Annotated in this window: 14 protein-coding genes; 5 read left to right on the top strand and 9 right to left on the bottom strand. The window is 72.1% G+C overall.

The window, feature by feature from the left end; genetic code table 11:
* Positions 1–13: 13 nt before the first annotated feature.
* Positions 14–1,327: a hypothetical protein gene (locus ACIBAE_RS09905; RefSeq protein ID WP_399283572.1), complete on the bottom strand. Its 1,314-nt coding sequence runs from the start codon at positions 1,325–1,327 to the stop codon at positions 14–16.
* A 160-nt stretch (positions 1,328–1,487) separates the two neighbouring features.
* On the opposite strand from ACIBAE_RS09905, the gene ACIBAE_RS09900 reads away from it, so the two are divergent.
* Positions 1,488–2,513: a small ribosomal subunit Rsm22 family protein gene (locus tag ACIBAE_RS09900; RefSeq protein ID WP_399283570.1), complete on the top strand. Its 1,026-nt coding sequence runs from the start codon at positions 1,488–1,490 to the stop codon at positions 2,511–2,513.
* Here ACIBAE_RS09900 and ddaH read toward each other — a convergent pair.
* Positions 2,502–3,350: a dimethylargininase gene (gene ddaH, locus ACIBAE_RS09895; protein WP_399283569.1), complete on the bottom strand. Its 849-nt coding sequence runs from the start codon at positions 3,348–3,350 to the stop codon at positions 2,502–2,504. The two genes, ACIBAE_RS09900 and ddaH, sit on opposite strands and share 12 nt — an antisense overlap.
* A 355-nt stretch (positions 3,351–3,705) precedes the next feature.
* Here ddaH and ACIBAE_RS09890 point away from each other — a divergent pair, with 355 nt between their 5' ends.
* On the top strand, positions 3,706–4,458 hold the full coding sequence (locus ACIBAE_RS09890; protein ID WP_399283567.1) for a bifunctional DNA primase/polymerase: 753 nt from the start codon (positions 3,706–3,708) through the stop codon (positions 4,456–4,458).
* 104 nt (positions 4,459–4,562) lie between these two features.
* Here the strand turns inward: ACIBAE_RS09890 and ACIBAE_RS09885 are convergent, their stop codons facing one another.
* From ACIBAE_RS09885 to ACIBAE_RS09855, 7 genes are all read right to left on the bottom strand, one after another.
* Positions 4,563–5,480 carry a hypothetical protein gene (locus ACIBAE_RS09885; protein ID WP_399283565.1) on the bottom strand — a complete coding sequence of 306 codons (918 nt, stop codon included), beginning with the start codon at positions 5,478–5,480 and terminating at the stop codon, positions 4,563–4,565.
* Positions 5,431–6,399, bottom strand: coding sequence for an iron uptake transporter permease EfeU (gene efeU, locus ACIBAE_RS09880; protein WP_399283563.1), 969 nt, complete (start codon positions 6,397–6,399; stop codon positions 5,431–5,433). Before efeU ends, ACIBAE_RS09885 begins: the two co-directional genes overlap by 50 nt.
* Positions 6,400–6,420: 21 nt before the next feature.
* Complete coding sequence (efeB, locus tag ACIBAE_RS09875) at positions 6,421–7,707, bottom strand: iron uptake transporter deferrochelatase/peroxidase subunit (protein ID WP_399283561.1); 1,287 nt, start codon at positions 7,705–7,707, stop codon at positions 6,421–6,423.
* A 12-nt stretch (positions 7,708–7,719) separates the two neighbouring features.
* Complete coding sequence (efeO, locus tag ACIBAE_RS09870) at positions 7,720–8,868, bottom strand: iron uptake system protein EfeO (RefSeq protein WP_399283559.1); 1,149 nt, start codon at positions 8,866–8,868, stop codon at positions 7,720–7,722.
* Between the two features lie 199 nt (positions 8,869–9,067).
* A complete protein-coding gene (locus ACIBAE_RS09865) occupies positions 9,068–9,904 on the bottom strand; it encodes a heme ABC transporter ATP-binding protein (protein WP_399283557.1) in 837 nt (278 codons plus the stop codon).
* Complete coding sequence (locus tag ACIBAE_RS09860) at positions 9,901–10,992, bottom strand: FecCD family ABC transporter permease (protein WP_399283555.1); 1,092 nt, start codon at positions 10,990–10,992, stop codon at positions 9,901–9,903. The genes ACIBAE_RS09865 and ACIBAE_RS09860 overlap by 4 nt, the downstream gene beginning before the upstream one ends.
* Position 10,993: 1 nt before the next feature.
* Entirely contained in the window at positions 10,994–12,010 is a 1,017-nt protein-coding gene (locus tag ACIBAE_RS09855; RefSeq protein WP_399283553.1) for a hemin ABC transporter substrate-binding protein, read from the bottom strand.
* Positions 12,011–12,219: 209 nt separating this feature from the next.
* Between ACIBAE_RS09855 and ACIBAE_RS09850 the strand changes: the two genes are divergently transcribed.
* From ACIBAE_RS09850 to ACIBAE_RS09840, 3 genes are all read left to right on the top strand, one after another.
* Entirely contained in the window at positions 12,220–13,692 is a 1,473-nt protein-coding gene (locus ACIBAE_RS09850; RefSeq protein WP_399283551.1) for an HtaA domain-containing protein, read from the top strand.
* A gap of 161 nt (positions 13,693–13,853) precedes the next feature.
* Positions 13,854–15,434: an HtaA domain-containing protein gene (locus tag ACIBAE_RS09845; RefSeq protein ID WP_399283549.1), complete on the top strand. Its 1,581-nt coding sequence runs from the start codon at positions 13,854–13,856 to the stop codon at positions 15,432–15,434.
* 117 nt (positions 15,435–15,551) lie between these two features.
* Positions 15,552–16,205, top strand: a complete 654-nt coding sequence (locus tag ACIBAE_RS09840) for a PhzF family phenazine biosynthesis protein (RefSeq protein WP_399283547.1) — start codon at positions 15,552–15,554, stop codon at positions 16,203–16,205.
* Positions 16,206–16,240 lie beyond the last annotated feature (35 nt).

Genomic DNA, 16,240 nt, shown 5'->3' with positions numbered 1-16,240 from the left:
GGTCGCCGGGCCCTCAGTCGCGGTGTGGGTAGCCGGTCAGATGAGGGATGTCCTTCTCGTCGGTCCAGCGGAAGAGACCGGCGGCCGTGGTCTCTCCGCCGGGCAACCGGATGTTGGACGGCAGGATCGCGGGCGTCCCGGTGGTGAGGTCCACCGTCACCGGGGTGCCGCCGCCCGCCAGCGCGTCCGCCGGGGACCGGGCGTCCGTCGCGCCGTACGCCGTGCCGTCGTCGGTGACGGTGGTCAGCGTGAGCGGCTTGGTGCCGTCCGGCTCCTCGAAGCAGTACGCCGTCTTCGCGACCAGGTCGAAGGCGAGCCTCCCGGCGACCAGGTAGTGGCCCACGGGGGAGGCGATCAGCCGCGGGTCGTCGCCCGGGGCGATCGCCGGTTTCCGGCACTGCGCCTGGGCCACGGCGGCGCCGGTCGCGGTGTCGTGCAGCGCCCAGATCTCGTGCGTGCCGGCGTCCTTGGCGCCCTTCTTCTTCTGCCACTTGGCGAGCAGATAGCCGTGGGCCATCGAGGCGGGCACACCGGAGGCGGGATCGGTGTCCTTCGGCGCGACCTTCCGGCTGAACCAGCCGCCGCGTACCCAGAATTCCCTGGCGCCGCTGACCAGCAGCCCCTGGCCGGTCGTCCCGCGCACCTCGGTCAGCTTCCGGCACTGCGCGCAGCCCTTGGGATAACCGAGCGAGGCGGGCGCGACCTGGACCACGTCGCCCGTCGCCGGGTCGACGACGGCGCTGGCCGCCTTGCCGTCACTAATCAGGATGGAGGGTCCGGTCGCGGTGACGATCGGCGCGTCGGGCCAGGGCACCTCCACCCGTCGCCGGGAGCCGTCTGCCGCGTCGTACACATCGAGGGACACGATGAAGTCCGACGGGGTCAGCGCGTCCGTTTCGAGCCGTCCGTACGACCAGGTGACGAAGAACTCCCGCTCCGCCTGGGTCACCGAGAGCAGCCGGGGGAAGCGGTCGGGGGAGAAGAGCGACCGCCAGGGCGGACCGTCCCAGTCGTGCTCCCCGGTACCGGGGTCCAGGGTCCGCAGCCGGAACTGGAGACCGTTGACCCGCTCCAGATAGGCGATACGGCCCGCCGCGCCCGCGACCGCGTAATCCGGGGAGGCGGGGGCGATGTCCCAGCCGCGCGTCGTGTCGAACGTGGACGGCACGGTCAGCTGAGTCACCCTGACCGGGCTGCTCACGACCGGCTTCCTGGGGCCCTCGGCCCCCTTGGTGTCCCGCTTCGCGCCACAGGTGGCGAGCAGGAGGATCAGGGCGAGCACGATCACGCCGCCCACCAGGACCCCGCGTACGACCCTCTGTCTCATGGTCCCCCCGTGAGAGCTACTGCCGGGCAGGTGAGAGTCACTGCCGGACGACGGCGTCAGAGTAGCAACCGCGCATGACTCCTTCGCAGTTCGATCCCCCTCTACGGTCCGGCACCGCACCGGCGCCGCCCCTCGTCGCCGGGCGGTCTAAAATTCGGCGGTGAACGCCACCCTCCCCACCGCGGAAGCCCTGCGCGCCGCGCTCGCCGGACTCCTCGACGGGCTGCCGCCCAAGCAGGCCGCCCAGGCCGTCGAGCGCCTGATCGCCAACTACCGGGGCACCACCCCGACGGACGCGCCCGTGCTCCGCGACCGGTCCGACGTGGCCGCCTACGCCGCGTACCGGATGCCCGCGACGTTCGAGGCGGTACGGGCCGCGCTGGACGGCCTCGCCGCCGCCGCGCCCGACTGGGCCCCCGGCAGCCACGTGGACGTGGGCGGTGGCACCGGCGCCGCGATCTGGGCGGCGGACGCGACCTGGGCGGAGCCCCGTACCACCACCGTGCTGGACTGGGCCGAGCCCGCACTCGCCCTCGGGCGCGAGCTGGCCGGGACGTCCGGGACCCCCGCGCTGCGCGACGCCGCATGGCGGCAGGCCAGGATCGGTGCCGCGCTGAAGCTGCCGGAGAGCGACCTGGTGACGGTCTCCTACGTACTCAAGGAACTCACCGAGCGGGACCGGGGCGCGCTCGTCGCCGAGGCCGCGCGGGCCGCGCGGGCCGTGGTGATCGTGGAGCCCGGCACCCCCGACGGCTATCTGCGGATCATCGAGGCCCGGGACCAGCTGATCGCGGCGGGCATGCGGATCGCGGCGCCCTGCCCGCACAGCGGTGCCTGCCCGATCGAGCCGGGCGCGGACTGGTGCCACTTCGCGGCGCGGGTCAGCCGCTCCTCGCTGCACCGTCAGGTCAAGGGCGGCTCGCTGCCGTACGAGGACGAGAAGTTCAGCTACGTCGCGGCGGTGCGCTTCGCGGCGCGGCCGGTGCCCGCGCGGGTGACGCGCAAGCCGCAGATCCGCAAGGGGCAGGTGCTGCTGGAGCTGTGCACGGCGGACGACGGGCTGCGGCGGGAGACGGTGGCCAAGCGGCACGGCCCGCTGTACCGGGCGGCGCGGGACACGGCGTGGGGCGACGCGTGGCCGCCGCCGCACACCGGGCCCGAGGGGCCGGACGCGTCAGACGCGTAGCTCCTGCGTGCAGCACTTCACGCTGCCGCCGCCCTTGAGCAGCTCACCGAGGTCCATGCCGATCGGCTCGAACCCGCGCTCGCGCAGCGGCGCGTAGAGCCCGGCCGCGGCCTGCGGCAGCAGCACATGGCGGCCGTCGCTCACCGCGTTGAGGCCGAGCGCCGCTGCCTCCTCCTCGCCGGCGATGAGCGCGCCGGGGAAGAGCCGGGCGAGGACGGCCCGGCTGCCCGGGGAGAAGGCGCCGGGGTAGTACATGATCTCGTCGGCCGCGTCGTCCAGGACACAGAGCGCGGTGTCCAGGTGGTAGTAGCGCGGGTCGACGAGGTCCAGGCCGATCACGGGCCGGCCGAAGAACTCCTGCGCCTCGTCGTGCGAGAGCGGGCTGGACCGGAAGCCGCGCCCGGCCAGCAGGTACGAGGCGGTGACGGCGAAGTCACCCTCGCCCTCGTTGATGTGCGCGGGCTCGTGGATCTCGGTGTAGCCGTGCGCGCGGAACCAGCCCAGGTGCGCCTCGGCCTCGCCGGTCCGTTCCGGATGGGCGAAGCGGGCGCCGAGCACCCGGCCGTCGATGACCGTGGCGCCGTTCGCCGCGAACACCATGTCGGGCAGTCCGGGGTCCGGCTCCAGGAACGAGACGGAGTGACCGAGCGCCAGATAGCGGTCGCGGAGGTCTTCCCACTGGGCGAGGGCGAGCGGCAGGTCCACCGGCTTCGCCGGGTCCATCCAGGGGTTGATCGAGTACGTCACCCTGAAGTGGTGCGGCGGGCACATGAGATAGCTGCGGGGCGAGGCGGTACGCGGCGGGGCGGTACGCGGAGATGATGCGTCACGAGGCAACGAGGGCTCCTCACGAGCGGCGGTGCGCACGACGTGTGCGTGGAAGCCATGGTCCGCCCCGGGGAGCGGTTGCGCTGTGATCCGTTCGGGTGATTCCCGGACGCCCATCCGGGGGAGACGTGCCGTGTCGCCCGGCACCTGACCCGACCCGGCACGGCAAGGGGCGGGTGTGTCGAACGCCACCGGCGCGGAGTGGCCGCCGTCGGTGGTTCATATCGGCACATAAGCCGTGATGTTCCCCGCCCGGAGGCCCTGGCCCGCCGACCCCGGTTGGGGAGGACGGCCACCTGAGGAGCAGGATGGTGCGACCATGGAAAAGAGTCCGCAGGGGCGAGCGTGAAGTGTGAGGGGATAGATGGGCGACGATTTCGGCCGCTACCGCGGCACGGAGAGCAGGATTCCCCAGTGGCTGCGCAGGCGTCCCAGGAAAAGTGCCGGTGGTTCGGCGCTGGAAGGTGACGCGGCCGGCCGGGAGGCGCTGCTCGTCGCCGTCGCCGAGGCCGGTATGCCCATCGCGCCCGCCGCGCACCCGGTCGGCTACCGGTGCTCCTGTGACCGGATCGGCTGTCCCACCCCGGCCCGACACCCCATCTCCTTCGCCTGGCAGACCCAGTCCACGACGGACCGCGCCCAGGTCGAGCGGTGGGCCCGCAATCAGCCCGAGGCCAATTTCATCACCGCGACCGGCATGATCCACGACGTGCTGGACGTCCCGCTCGAAGCGGGCAGCCGCGCGCTGGAGCGCCTGCTGGACGAGGGCGTCGAGGTAGGCCCGGTGGCCGACTCGGGTGGCGACCGGATGCTCTTCTTCACCGCGACCCGGGGCACCCCGGAGGACGAGGACGAGTGGTGGCCCTGTGAGCTGGACTGCCACCCCGAGACCATGGACGAGCACCCGGGCCTGCGCTGGCACTGCCGGGGCAGTTATGTCCTCGTACCGCCGGCGCGACTGCCCGGCGACCTCGCCGTGACCTGGCTGCGCGGCCCGGAGCACCCGCTCCCGGACCCGCTGACGCTGCTGGAGATCCTCACCGACGCGTGCGCGCGTTACGCGGGCGAGAACGGCGAACTGGATCCGCACGCGGTGGCCTGGCCCCTCGGCCGCTAGGCCCTGTACGGACCGCCGCCCGGCCCGCTGCCCCGGGCGGGGGCGGACCTGGGGTGTGTGCGGACCGGGCTGCGTGCGGACCTGGGCAGCGCGGGCCGGTGGTCCTACGAGCCTTTCGCCCCCGTGACCCCCTGGAGGCGGCCCGACACCACCACGAGGGGGCTGGCCGCGCCCTTGCGGGGGACCAGGACGGTCTGGCTGGAGACCCATTCCTTGGTGAGCGAGGTCTTCACCTCGCCCTTCATCAGCGCGGCCACATCGTCGTTCACCGCCGGGCGGTAGCCCGGCGCGCCTGTCTGGCGTTCGAAGTAGCGGGTGGCGAAGAAGACCAGCGCGTCGCCGTCCTCGGTCGTCAGCCCGAGCGGCTCGAAGTCGCCGTCGCCCAGCGGCTGGTCGACGTACTGCGTGGCCTGCCCGGGCAGTCGCGCCTTCTTGTCGCGGTCGGCCCGCCACGCGTCCGTGTGGGGGCCGTCCGCGAAGTGCCCCGGCCGGCCGCTGTCCAGGTACGAGGCGTATTCCGCGCTCAGCTTCTCCGGCGCCACCGACAGCGTCGTGCTGTCCGGCCGTACCGCCTCGGCCCAGCCGTCCTTGTCCGTCTTGAAGACGGGGATCTCGTCCGGGGAGAGGATCGACAGATACGCGACCTCCCACTGCCGGTCGGGCCCGCCGCGCACGAAGACGAGCAGCCAGTGGTTGTCGCCGGGGCCGCTGTCCACGTCGCGGTTGCTGTCGGTGTCCGCGACGAACCACCTCGGCCAGCCGGCCTTCTTCGGGATCGTGAACGTCGCGTCGGTCAGCCGCAGCGGCTGGTGCCCGGGATTGCCGTCCGGGCTCGTGATGTGCCGCGCCTTCAGGCCCGCCTGGTTGATCGCACTGAGCGCGCCCGTCACCCGCCCCGCGTCGAGCGCCGGGTCGTACGCCTTGTCCGCCTTGTTGTAGGCGTCGGTGAAGTCCTTCAGGGCCTGCGCGGCCTCACTCCGCTCCGCCGACGGCAGGACCGCCAGTTCCCCGTGCACTGTCACGCACGCGCTCGCCGTCAACGACAGCACCGTCACCGTCGCGAGTCCCGCCGCTGCCCGAATCGGCCTTCCCAGCCTGCTCATCGGCCGCCTTCTGCTCCTTGACCCCCACTGACCGTCCGAACCCTACCGGGGCCAGGAACAGAGCGAGCGTCGGGACCAGATACAGGCACCACACGACGACTTGAAGCACCGTCGGGTCGGGCTGGAAGTTGAAGACGCCCTTCAGCAGCGTGCCGTACCAGCTGGACGGCGGAATCGCCGAGCTGATGTCGAAGGCCTGGCTGGACAGCCCGCCGAGGAAGCGTGCCTCCTGCAGGTCGTGGACGCCGTACGCGAGCACGCCCGCCGCGACGACCACCAGCATCCCGCCGGTCCAGGTGAAGAACTTGGCCAGATTGATCTTCAGCGCGCCCCGGTAGAAGAGCCAGCCCAGCACCACCGCGCTGGCGATACCGAGCAGCACGCCGACCAGCGGTCCCGGGGTGCCGTCCGAGGAGGCACGCACCGACGCCCAGACGAACAGCGCCGTCTCCAGGCCCTCCCGGCCCACCGCCAGGAACGCCGTCGCGACCAGCGCGCCCGTGCCGAGCTGGAGCGCCGCGTCCAGCTTGGCGCCCAGCTCCTTCTTCAGATGCCGCGCCGTGCGCCGCATCCAGAAGACCATCCAGGTGACCAGGCCGACCGCGAGGACCGACAGCGAACCGCCGAGCGCCTCCTGCGCCTCGAACGTCAGCTCCTGCGAGCCGAATTCGAGCGCGAAGCCGAAACCGAGCGCGACGGCGATCGCGATCCCGATACCGATCCAGATGGGCCGCAGCGCGTCGCGCCGGCCCGTCTTCACCAGATAGGCGATGAGGATGCAGACCACGAGGCTGGCCTCAAGGCCCTCGCGCAGACCGATGAGATAGTTGCCGAACACGTCGGAACTCCTTTATCTGACTCAGGAGATCAGGGCCCGGCCCCACCAGTCGTCCGTGTCCCGGACGCCCGGCGGGACCGCGAAGACCGCTGAACCCACGTGCTGGATGTACTGGTTGAGCGCGTCGGAACGCGCGAGTGACCGCTGTACGGGGATGAACGCGTCCCGCACGTCGCGCTGGTACGCGAGGAAGAACAGCCCGGCGTCGAGGCGGCCCAGGCCGTCCGTACCGTCCGTGAAGGAGTAGCCCCGGCGCAGCATCATGGCGCCGTGGTGGGAGTCCGGGTGCGCGAGGCGCACATGCGAGGTCGGCAGCATCGCCTTCAGGCTGGGCCGGTCGTGCTCGTGCGCCTTGCCGACGGCCGCGCCCTCGCCCTTGTCCCGCCCGAAGACGTCCTCCTGCTCCCGCAGGGACGTACGGTCCCAGACCTCGATCCGCATGGAGATCCGGCGGGCCACCAGATAGGAGCCGCCCGCCATCCAGGCGCTGCCGTCCTTCGCCGCCGCCCAGACGTGCCGGTCGAGCGCGGCGGTGTCCGTGCCGGCGATGTTGCTGGTGCCGTCCTTGAAGCCGAAGAGATTGCGCGGGGTCTGGGCGTCGGGCGTCGTCGACGACGTCTTGCCGAAGCCGAGCTGCGACCAGCGCACCGCGACCTTCCCGAACCCGATCCGCGCGAGATTGCGGATCGCGTGCACCGCGATCTGCGGATCGTCCGCACACGCCTGGACGCACAGATCGCCGCCGCCGCGCGCCGGGTCGAGATTGTCGCCGGGGAACTTCGGCAGGTCGACGAGCGCCTCCGGGCGCTGCCCCTCCAGGCCGAAGCGGTCCTTCGCGAAGAGCGACGGGCCGAATCCGATCGTCAGGGTGAGCCGGGACGGCTGGAGACCCAGCGCCTCGCCCGTGTCGTCCGGCGGGGCCTCGGGGAGACCGCCGTACGCGCCCTCACCGACCGCGTGGCCCGCCGTCATCCGTTCGGCGGCCCGCGTCCAGTCCTTGAGCAGCTGGGCCAGTTCCGCGCGGTCCTTCGTCGTCACGTCGAACGCGGCGAAGTGCAGCCGGTCCTGGACGGCGGTGGCGATACCGGCCTGGTGCGCGCCGTGGAACGCGACCGCCGCACCCGTGTCGGCCGCGGGTACGACCGTGTCACCATCCCGCAGGGCCGCCGCCGCACCCCCGGCCGCGGCGGCGCCGAGTGCGATCCCGGCACCGCCCCAGCCGAGCAGCGCACGCCGGGAGGGCGCGCGGGACGCCGGCTGGTCGCCGCCCGCCGCCGTGGGTGTGGGCTCCGCTGTTTCGTCCGGCATGCCGAGGGTTCCTTACTTGACGACGGCGGCGGCGAGCTTGGAGAGCGGCTCGGCCAGCGCGTTCACACCGTCCGAGAGCTCCTTGCGCTCCGCCTCGCCGACCTTCTCGTACGAGGTGAAGTCGTACGAGTCCGCCGCCGTGCGGTACTTGTCGAGCAGCGTGTTGAGCGCGGCGAACTGCTTGTCCAGCTCGGTCACCAGCGCCGGGTCGTTCTTCGACGCGACCGGCTTGAGCAGCTCGTACGACTGCTGGGCGCCTTCCACGTTCGCCTTGAAGTCGACGAGGTCGGTGTGGCTGTAGCGCTCTTCCTCACCGGTGACCTTGCCGGAGGCGACCTCGTCCAGCAGTTCCTTGGCGCCGTTGGCCATGGAGGTCGGGGTGATCTCGGCCTTGCCGACACGGGTCTGCCAGTCGGTGAGGTCCTTGTCGAGGGCGTCGGCGAGCGCGGTGGCGTCCGGGCCGAGCTTCTTGTCCTCCCAGAGTTCCTTCTCCAGCCGGTGCCAGCCGGTCCACTTCTGACCGTCCTCCAGGCCGTCGGCCCGCACGTCGACCTTCGGGTCGATGTCTCCGAAGGACTCGGCGACCGGCTCGGTGCGCTCCCAGCCGATACGGGAGGTGGCGTACGCCTTCTTGGCGGCCTCGATGTCACCGGCGCGCACGGCGTCGGTGAAGACCTTGACCTTCGGCAGCGTCGCGTCGGCCTGCTCCTGGACGTACTTGCGGTACGAGGCGACGGCGGCATCCATCTCGGGGCTGCGCTTGACGGTCGAACCGCCGGTGACGGTGACCTTCTGGCGGATGCCGTCGCCCGTCATGCCGGGCTTGCAGGCGATCTCGTACGTACCGGCCTTGACTTCGGCGGTGACCTTGGCCTTGGTGCCGGGGCCGATGTTCTCGCGCTCGCTGACGATCCGGTCGTCCGGGAAGAGGATGTAGACCTCGGTGACCTTGGAGCCCTTGTTCTCGATGGCCAGCTCGACGTGGCCGGCCGGGAACTCCTTCTTGGACACCTCGCAGGAGTCGTCCTTCGCGATGACCCCGACGACGCCGTCGGCGCCGGAGCCGCCCTTGGCGTCGCTCTTCTCGGCGCAGCCCGTGACCACGGTCAGGGCGGCCACCGCGGCGGTGGCGGCGACGACGGAGAGGCGGACAGGTCGCATACGGGGCTCCACGATGGAAGGAATACGTCGGGGGACGTGCGGGGACAGGCGAGCGACACAGAAGTGAGGCGGACCTAACTTAACCGAGCCTTGCCTTAGCTGTTCCCCCTCCTGCGGTGATTCAGCTCTCACTCTTCCGGCCGGATACGAGCAGGTCACGCCCGTTTCAAGATCATCCCAAGAATGCTTAAAGCAATGGTCAAAAAGTCCGCTTCGGGACCACCAGCGGGGCCCCCGTCCCCGGATGCGGGAACACCTCGACGGGCTGTCGGTAGACCCGGCTCAGCAGTTCGTCGCGGAAGATCCCGGCGGGCGGACCCACGGCCGCGATCCGCCCGTCATGCAGCACGGCGGTCCGGTCCGCGTATGCCGCGGCCAGCCCCAGGTCGTGCAGCACGACCACGACGGCGTCACCGGCCGCCGCCCGCTCCCGGCAGATCCGCAGGACCAGTTCCTGATGGCGCAGGTCGAGTGCGGCCGTCGGCTCGTCGAGCAGCAGCAGCGGAGCGCGCTGCGCGAGCACCCGGGCGAGCGCGACCCGGGCCCGTTCCCCGCCGGACAGCGCGGAGAAGGGGCGCGCGGCGAACTCGGCGACCTCGGTGGCGGCCATCGCCTCGGCGACCGCCACCTCGTCCTCGTCCGCCCGCTCGGTCCCGGCCCAGGGCGCCCGGCCCATCCGGACGACCTCCGCGACCGGGAAGGGGAAGGACAGCGTGGCCGCCTGCGGAAGTACCGAGCGGCGCAGGGCGAGTTCGGGCGCCGACCACTCCGGGGCCGGGCGCCCACCGATCCGTACCTCGCCCCGGTCGGGACGCAGATCGGCGGCGAGCGCGGCGAGGAGGGTCGACTTCCCGGCGCCGTTGGGCCCGACGAGCGCGAGCACCTCCCCGGCGCGCGCGGTGAGTTCGATCCCGGCCAGCACCTCGTGTTGTCCGAGCCGCAGATGGAGCCCGCGGACCTCGGCGACGGGGGTGCCCGGGGCGGCGGGGGCGGGCAGCACGCGCCCGCGCGGTGCGAACAGACTTCTCAGGCTCATGCCCAGCCTCCCTGCTTGCGACGGGTTCTGCGCAGCAGCCAGAAGAAGAAGGGGCTGCCGAAGAGGGCGGTGAGGACGCCCAGCGGGAGTTCCGCCGGGGCCGCGACCGTGCGGGCCGCCAGGTCGCCCGCCACCAGGATCACCGCGCCGCCGAGTGCGCTGCCCGGGATCAGGAAGCGGTGGCCGGGCCCGGCCGCCATCCGCAGCAGGTGCGGCACCAGCAGGCCCACGAAGGTGATGATCCCGGCCACGGCGACCGCCGCGGCGGTGAGCAGGGCGACGACCAGCACCAGCGCGATACGGAGCCGCTCGACGTCCACCCCGAGGTGCCGGGCCGGGCGTTCGCCGAGGGCGAGGAGGTCCAGCTTCCGCGCGGAGAAGGGCGCGACCGCCAGTCCGGCCAGCGCGCACGGCAGTACGGCGAGGACCTTCGGCCAGGTCGCCTGCGCCAGCGAACCGAGCTGCCAAAATGTGATCTGGGTGATCTGCGCGTTGTCCGCGAAGAAGATGAAGAGCCCGATCAGCGCCCCCGCGAAGGCGTTCACCGCGATGCCGGTGAGGATGAGGGTGACCACTTCCGTACGGCCGCCCGACCGGGACAGCACGTACACCAGCAGGACGGTCCCGAGTCCGGCGACGAACGCGCAGACCGTCACCGTCCAGTTGCCGAAGAAGCTCAGGCCCAGCGCGATCGAGGCGACCGCGCCGACCGCCGCGCCCGACGAGATCCCGATGACGCCGGGCTCGGCGAGCGGATTGCCGAACACGCCCTGCATCAGCGCGCCCGCGCAGCCGAGTGACGCGCCGACGAGGAGGGCGAGGACGACGCGGGGCAGCCGGACGTTCCACAGGACGCTCTCCCCGACGCGGTCGAGCGCGGCGCCGCCGAGCCCGATCCGGTGCTGGAGGGAGGCGAGGACATCCCCGAGGGGGATGTGGTAGGCGCCGATCCCGGCGGAGAGCAGGCACAGGACGAGCAGTGCGGCCGCCAGTCCGACGGTCAGCAGGGCGGTGGTGCCGGGGAGCCGACTCGTTTCCGGGGCGCGGGCCGGAACCGGTGGTGCGGGCGCGGCGGAGGTCGTCGTCACGTCACTTCCCGTTCGCGTAAAGCTGTTCGACGATCGACTTCAGCACCTGGTCCGTGCGTGGTCCGTAGTTCAGCAGCACTCCGTCGTCGACGGAGATGACCCTGCGGTCCATTCCGGCCGGGGTCTCGGCGACGCCCGGGATCTTCACCAGGCCGTCCATCCCGTCCACCGACGCCAGGCCCTTCGTCATCACCAGGATCGCGTCGGGCGCGGCCTTCGCCAGCGCCTCACTCGTGATCGGGGTGAAGTCCTTCCGCAGCCCGGACTCCTTGCCCGCGTCGACGGCCCCGGCGGCCTCCAGCAGCGAACTCGCCCCGGAGTCGGCGCCACCGAGCAGATAGACGGCGGCCGAGCCGCGCACGTAGAGGAAGGCGACGCGCGGCTTCTTCCCGCCCTCGGGGGTGGGAATGTCCTTCTGTACGGCGGCGATCCGCTCCTCCGTACGCTTCTTCAGCTCACTGCCGGAGGCCGGCAGGCCCAGGGCGGCGGCCACGGTGTCGATCCGCCTCCCGACGTCGGCGAGGCTCTTCGCCGGTTCGACGACGAGCAGCGGGACGCCCGCGTCCCGGATCTGTCCGATGGCCTCCACCGGGCCGGTGGTGGTGTCGGCGATGACGAGCGTCGGTTTGAGCGACAGCACGCTCTCGGCCGAGACGTCGTGGGCCCGCGTCACCACCGGCAGCTTCGCGGCCTGTTCGAAGGTGGCGGTGATGTCCCGGGCCACGACGCGGTCGCCGAGACCGAGGGTGAAGACGATCTCGCTCAGGGAGCCGGTGAGCGGCACGATCCGGTCGGCCGAAGAGACCGTGACCCGCTTGCCGTCTGCCGAGACGACCGTGACGGGCAACTCCGGCCGGGCCGGGGTCGACAGGGGCTCGACGCGGTCGGCCGAAGCGGCACCCGCGTGGGGCGCGGCCTTCGGGGCCGAACCACTCGTACCGCTGTCACCGCAGCCGGTGGTGACCAGGGCGAGGGCGAGCACGGAGAGAAGCGCACCCGCCAGACGTGATCTGCGCACGGAGTGCACCGTCCTGTCGTTCTAGCTGTCGCCGGCGGAAGGGGTTCCCGCACAAGCAGAAGATAGCTTAGGTTAGCCTTACCTCGTCAGTCGGGGTTGCGCCGTTCGAACTCGGTTTCCCCCGGCATGTCCAGGATGTTTTCGGACGTCTTGTCGACGTTTCTCAGACGTATTGACGTATTGACGTATTTCAGACGTGGAGTGGCTTGATGCTGTCCTTCAGACCCGTGCGCGCGTTCGTCGTCGCGCTCCTCGTCGCTCTGCCGGTGGCTCTGCTCCCGGCGGGCGGCGCACAGGCGGCGAGCCGTACGGTCCAGGGCGGCAGGCTCGACTGGGGCATCAAGTCGTCCTTCCAGAGCTACGTCACCGGGCCGATCGCGCAAGGCGGTTGGAGCCTGAACGGAGGCGCCGCCACGGTCGGCGGGAGCCAGTTCCGCTTCCACTCGGCCGCCGGTTCCTACGACTCGGGCACCGGAGCCTTCCGGGCCGGTTTCTCGGGCGGCGTCCGGTTCGTCGGCCACCGGAAGAGCGACGGCTCGTACGAGCTCGACCTCACCATCAGCCGTCCCACGGTGCGCGTCTCCGGCGGCGGTGGCACCCTCTACGCGGACATGGTCAGCAAGGAGAAGGAGTCGGGCAGGGTCACCACCACGTACCAGGTGCCGCTGGCCGCGCTCAATCTCTCCGGAATCAACATGGTGGGCGGCGGCAACCGCGTCGCCCTCAACTCCGTCCCGGCCACCCTCACTTCCCAGGGCGCGACCGCCTTCGCCGGGTACTACACGGCGGGTACGGCGCTCGACCCGATCAGCCTCTCCGTGGATGTCGCGGCCGAACAGAAGCCTGCCGGGAAGCCCGGCGGCGGCAGCCAGGGCGCGAGCGGAGGCCAGGACGCGGGCGGGAAGGCCGGGAGCGGCGGGCAGGAGACCGAGGGCGGGAAGAAGCAGACCGCCGGGGCCTTCCAGGACGCCGCCGTGGACTGGGGCATCCGTCGTACCTACCGCGAGTACGTCACCGGCTCCATCGCCCAGGGCACCTGGACACTGAGCGGCGGTGCCGAGGACGGCGGCGCGCTGTTCCGCTTCCCGCGCGGGAAGGGCACGTACGACGCCGGGAAGGCGACGCTCGACGCGGACTTCGCGGGCAGCGTCCGCTTCACCGGCACCGGACTGGACCTGACGCTGAGCAAGGTCTCCGTCCGGGTCGAGGACGGCACGGGCACCCTGTCCGCCGATGTCGCCGACGCCACCACCACCGGTGCTCCCCGCAAGGCCGTCCCGCTGGTCACCTTCACGGCCCGGGGATTCAAGCCGAAGGCCGGACTCGCCTCGATCACCGAGGCCCCCGCGAGGCTGACCGCGCAGGGCGCGAAGGCATTCGGCTCGCTGTACGCGGCGGGCACCGTGATGGACCCCGTCTCGCTCGCCGTGACCGTCGACAAGAAGGCCGAACTGCCCGCCCTGCCCGACCTGGGCAGTGACGTGACCGTCGCCGCCCAGCCGGAGACCCCGGCCGTCACCGCGAGCCCGGAGACCGGGACGGCGGCCACCGCGCCGCCCTCCTCGTCCGCCGGCGCGGGGACGTACGGGGCGATCGGCGCCGGTGTGCTGGTCGTCGCGGGACTCGGCTTCCTCGCCGTCCGCAGGAACCGGCGCGGCACCCCCGGCACCGGCGCGAACTGACGCCCCGCGTCACGGACCCGCCGGCGCCGCGCACACCACACGTGGCGCACACCACACGCCGCACACACCACGCCGTACAGGCACCACCCGCATCACCCGCACGGCTCCGTCCGTGCCCCCTCTCACACGTAGTCACCACGCCTTCGAGGAGAACCCGACCCATGGCAGCCACCCGCCGCCCCATAGCCCTCGCCGCGGCCATCACGACCGTCGCCGCCCTCGGCGCCACCGCCTTCACCCTCCCGGCGCTCGCCGCCGCGCCCGCCGCCGCCCCGGTGATGGACCTGTCGGACGGCACCCTGAACTGGGGCCTCAAGGAGTCCTTCCGCCGCTATGTGGCCCTCGCCGCGGCGGGCACCATCTCCGCCACGGACGGTGCCACCCAGGCCGCCGGCAACGGCGCGTTCACCTTCTCCAACGGCACCGGTTCGTACGACCCGAGCACGCACAACGTGACCACGGACTTCGACGGCGCCGTGCGGTTCTCCTCCACCGCGCACGGCTTCGACATCAAGGTCAGCGATGTGAAGTTCGTGACCGAGGGCACCGGCGGCGCCATCGAGGCGGACGTCACCCTCAACGGCGCCACCCAGGACGACATCAAGCTCGCGTCGATCGACCTGGCGGGCATCCGCCCGGAGACCGCCGGCGGCACGATGGTCTTCAAGGACGTCCCGACCACGCTGACCGCCGACGGCGCGAAGGCGTTCAACGGCATGTACGCGGAGGGCACGGAGCTCGACAAGGCGACGCTCGCCGTCAAGTACTCGACGCCCAGCACGCCGACCCCGACCCCGACGCCCACGGAGGAGGCGCCCACCCCGACGCCCACGCCGACCGAGACCACTCCCACGGACGAGCCGACCACCCAGCCGCCGACGCAGCCCGCCCCGACCCCGTCGGAGAGCGCTCCGGAGTCCGAGGAGCCGCCGGCCGAGAGCGACGGCACGATCGTCGACGGCAATCTGAACTGGGGCGTCAAGGAGTCCTTCCGGACGTACGTCACCGGTCCGATCGCCCAGGGCAAGGTCGAACTGGGTGGCGGCGCCGAGGAGTCCGGCGCCTCCTACCGCTTCCCCGACGCCACCGGTTCCTTCGACGCGGACAGCGGTGACCTCTCGGCGTCCTTCGCCGGTACGGTCCGCTTCCTGGGCCACGAGGAGCAGGGCGAGTACGTCCTGGACCTCAGCCTGAGCGACCTCCAGGTCACGGTGGAGGACGGCAAGGGCACTCTCGTCGCCGATGTCAGCAGCAAGGACCGGGAGACCCACAAGGTCACCACCTACAAGGACCTCACCCTGGCCACGCTGAAGCTGCCGGCCGGTGAACTGGAGGCCAAGGACGGTGTGGTGAGCCTCGACGCGGTCGCCGCCAGCCTGACCGCCGACGGCACCAAGGCGTTCGGCGGTATGTACGCCGCGGGCACCGGTCTCGACAAGCTGACCCTCGCGGTCTCGCTCGACAAGGACGCGACCCTGCCGGGCGACGGCGGCGACGGCACCGACGGCGGCACGGACGGCGGCTCCGGCGCCACGGGCGGCACCGGTGGCAGCGTCGGCGGTACGACCGGTGGCACCGGTGGCGGCTCCCTCGCCTCCACCGGCTCCGAGGTCCCGACGGGCGCGCTCCTGGGCGCCGCCGGTGTGATCGTGGCGGCCGGTGCGGCGGCGGTCTACGTCGCCAGGCGCCGTGCCGCGGGCCTGGACTCGGGCCTGGACTCGGGTCTGGAGGAGACGGCGTAACCACGCCGCTCCTCCCGCGCCGCGGTCCCCTCGGCGCACGCCAGGGCCGCACCCCGGAAACGGTGGTGCGGCCCTGGCGCGTACCCGGCCGGCCGGGACGTGATGTTGAATGCCGGGATGACTGGCATCGACGTACTCAGTGTCTTCTGCGGGGGCGACGGCCTGCACGGCAACACGCTCGGCGTTGTCCGCGAGGGGCGTGACCATCCCGACCGGGCCGGGCGGCAGGCCATCGCGGCCGAACTCGGCTACAGCGAGACGGTGTTCGTCGACGATCCCGAGCGGGGTGTGGTCGACATCTATACGCCGGGGCTGCGGTTGCCGTTCGCCGGGCATCCGCTCGTCGGCGCCGCGTGGCTGCTGGATCTGGAGGCGGTGAATCCGCCCGCCGGCGAGGTGTGGGCGCGGCAGGACGGCGAGTTCACCTGGATCACCGCCCGCCCCGAGTGGGCGCCGCCACGGACGATCCGGCAGTACGCCTCCGCCGCCGAGGTCGACGCGCTGCCCGCGCCGCCGCCCGGGGAGGGCTGGCTCTACGCCTGGGCGTGGCTGGACGAGGCGGGGGGCCGGGTCAGGGCCCGGGCCTTTCCGCGCCGGGACGACGGCATCGTCGAGGACGAGGCGACCGGTGCGGCGGCCCTGCTGCTCACGGCGCGGCTGGGCCGCGCCCTGAACATCACGCAGGGCCGGGGGTCGCAGATACTCACGGCCCCCGGCCCTGACGGGTCGATCGAGATCGGCGGACGGGTCCGCCTGCTCAGCACCGCCTGACGGAGGCGGCGCCCTGACGGGTACCGCCCGACGGG

The sequence above is a fragment of the Streptomyces sp. NPDC051569 genome (assembly GCF_044454085.1).
Lineage (GTDB): Bacteria > Actinomycetota > Actinomycetes > Streptomycetales > Streptomycetaceae > Streptomyces.
Note: the sequence above shows the minus strand (reverse complement) of the source record. Positions and strands in the feature narration are given on the sequence as shown.

What these genes read in the sequence shown, in the direction of transcription:
- ACIBAE_RS09905 (WP_399283572.1), bottom strand. Translation starts at nt 1,327, where the DNA reads ATGAGACAGAGGGTCGTACGCGGGGTCCTGGTGGGCGGCGTGATCGTG.
- ACIBAE_RS09890 (WP_399283567.1), top strand. Translation starts at nt 3,706, where the DNA reads ATGGGCGACGATTTCGGCCGCTACCGCGGCACGGAGAGCAGGATTCCC.
- efeB (WP_399283561.1), bottom strand. Translation starts at nt 7,707, where the DNA reads ATGCCGGACGAAACAGCGGAGCCCACACCCACGGCGGCGGGCGGCGAC.
- efeO (WP_399283559.1), bottom strand. Translation starts at nt 8,868, where the DNA reads ATGCGACCTGTCCGCCTCTCCGTCGTCGCCGCCACCGCCGCGGTGGCC.
- ACIBAE_RS09865 (WP_399283557.1), bottom strand. Translation starts at nt 9,904, where the DNA reads ATGAGCCTGAGAAGTCTGTTCGCACCGCGCGGGCGCGTGCTGCCCGCC.
- ACIBAE_RS09850 (WP_399283551.1), top strand. Translation starts at nt 12,220, where the DNA reads ATGCTGTCCTTCAGACCCGTGCGCGCGTTCGTCGTCGCGCTCCTCGTC.
- ACIBAE_RS09845 (WP_399283549.1), top strand. Translation starts at nt 13,854, where the DNA reads ATGGCAGCCACCCGCCGCCCCATAGCCCTCGCCGCGGCCATCACGACC.
- ACIBAE_RS09840 (WP_399283547.1), top strand. Translation starts at nt 15,552, where the DNA reads ATGACTGGCATCGACGTACTCAGTGTCTTCTGCGGGGGCGACGGCCTG.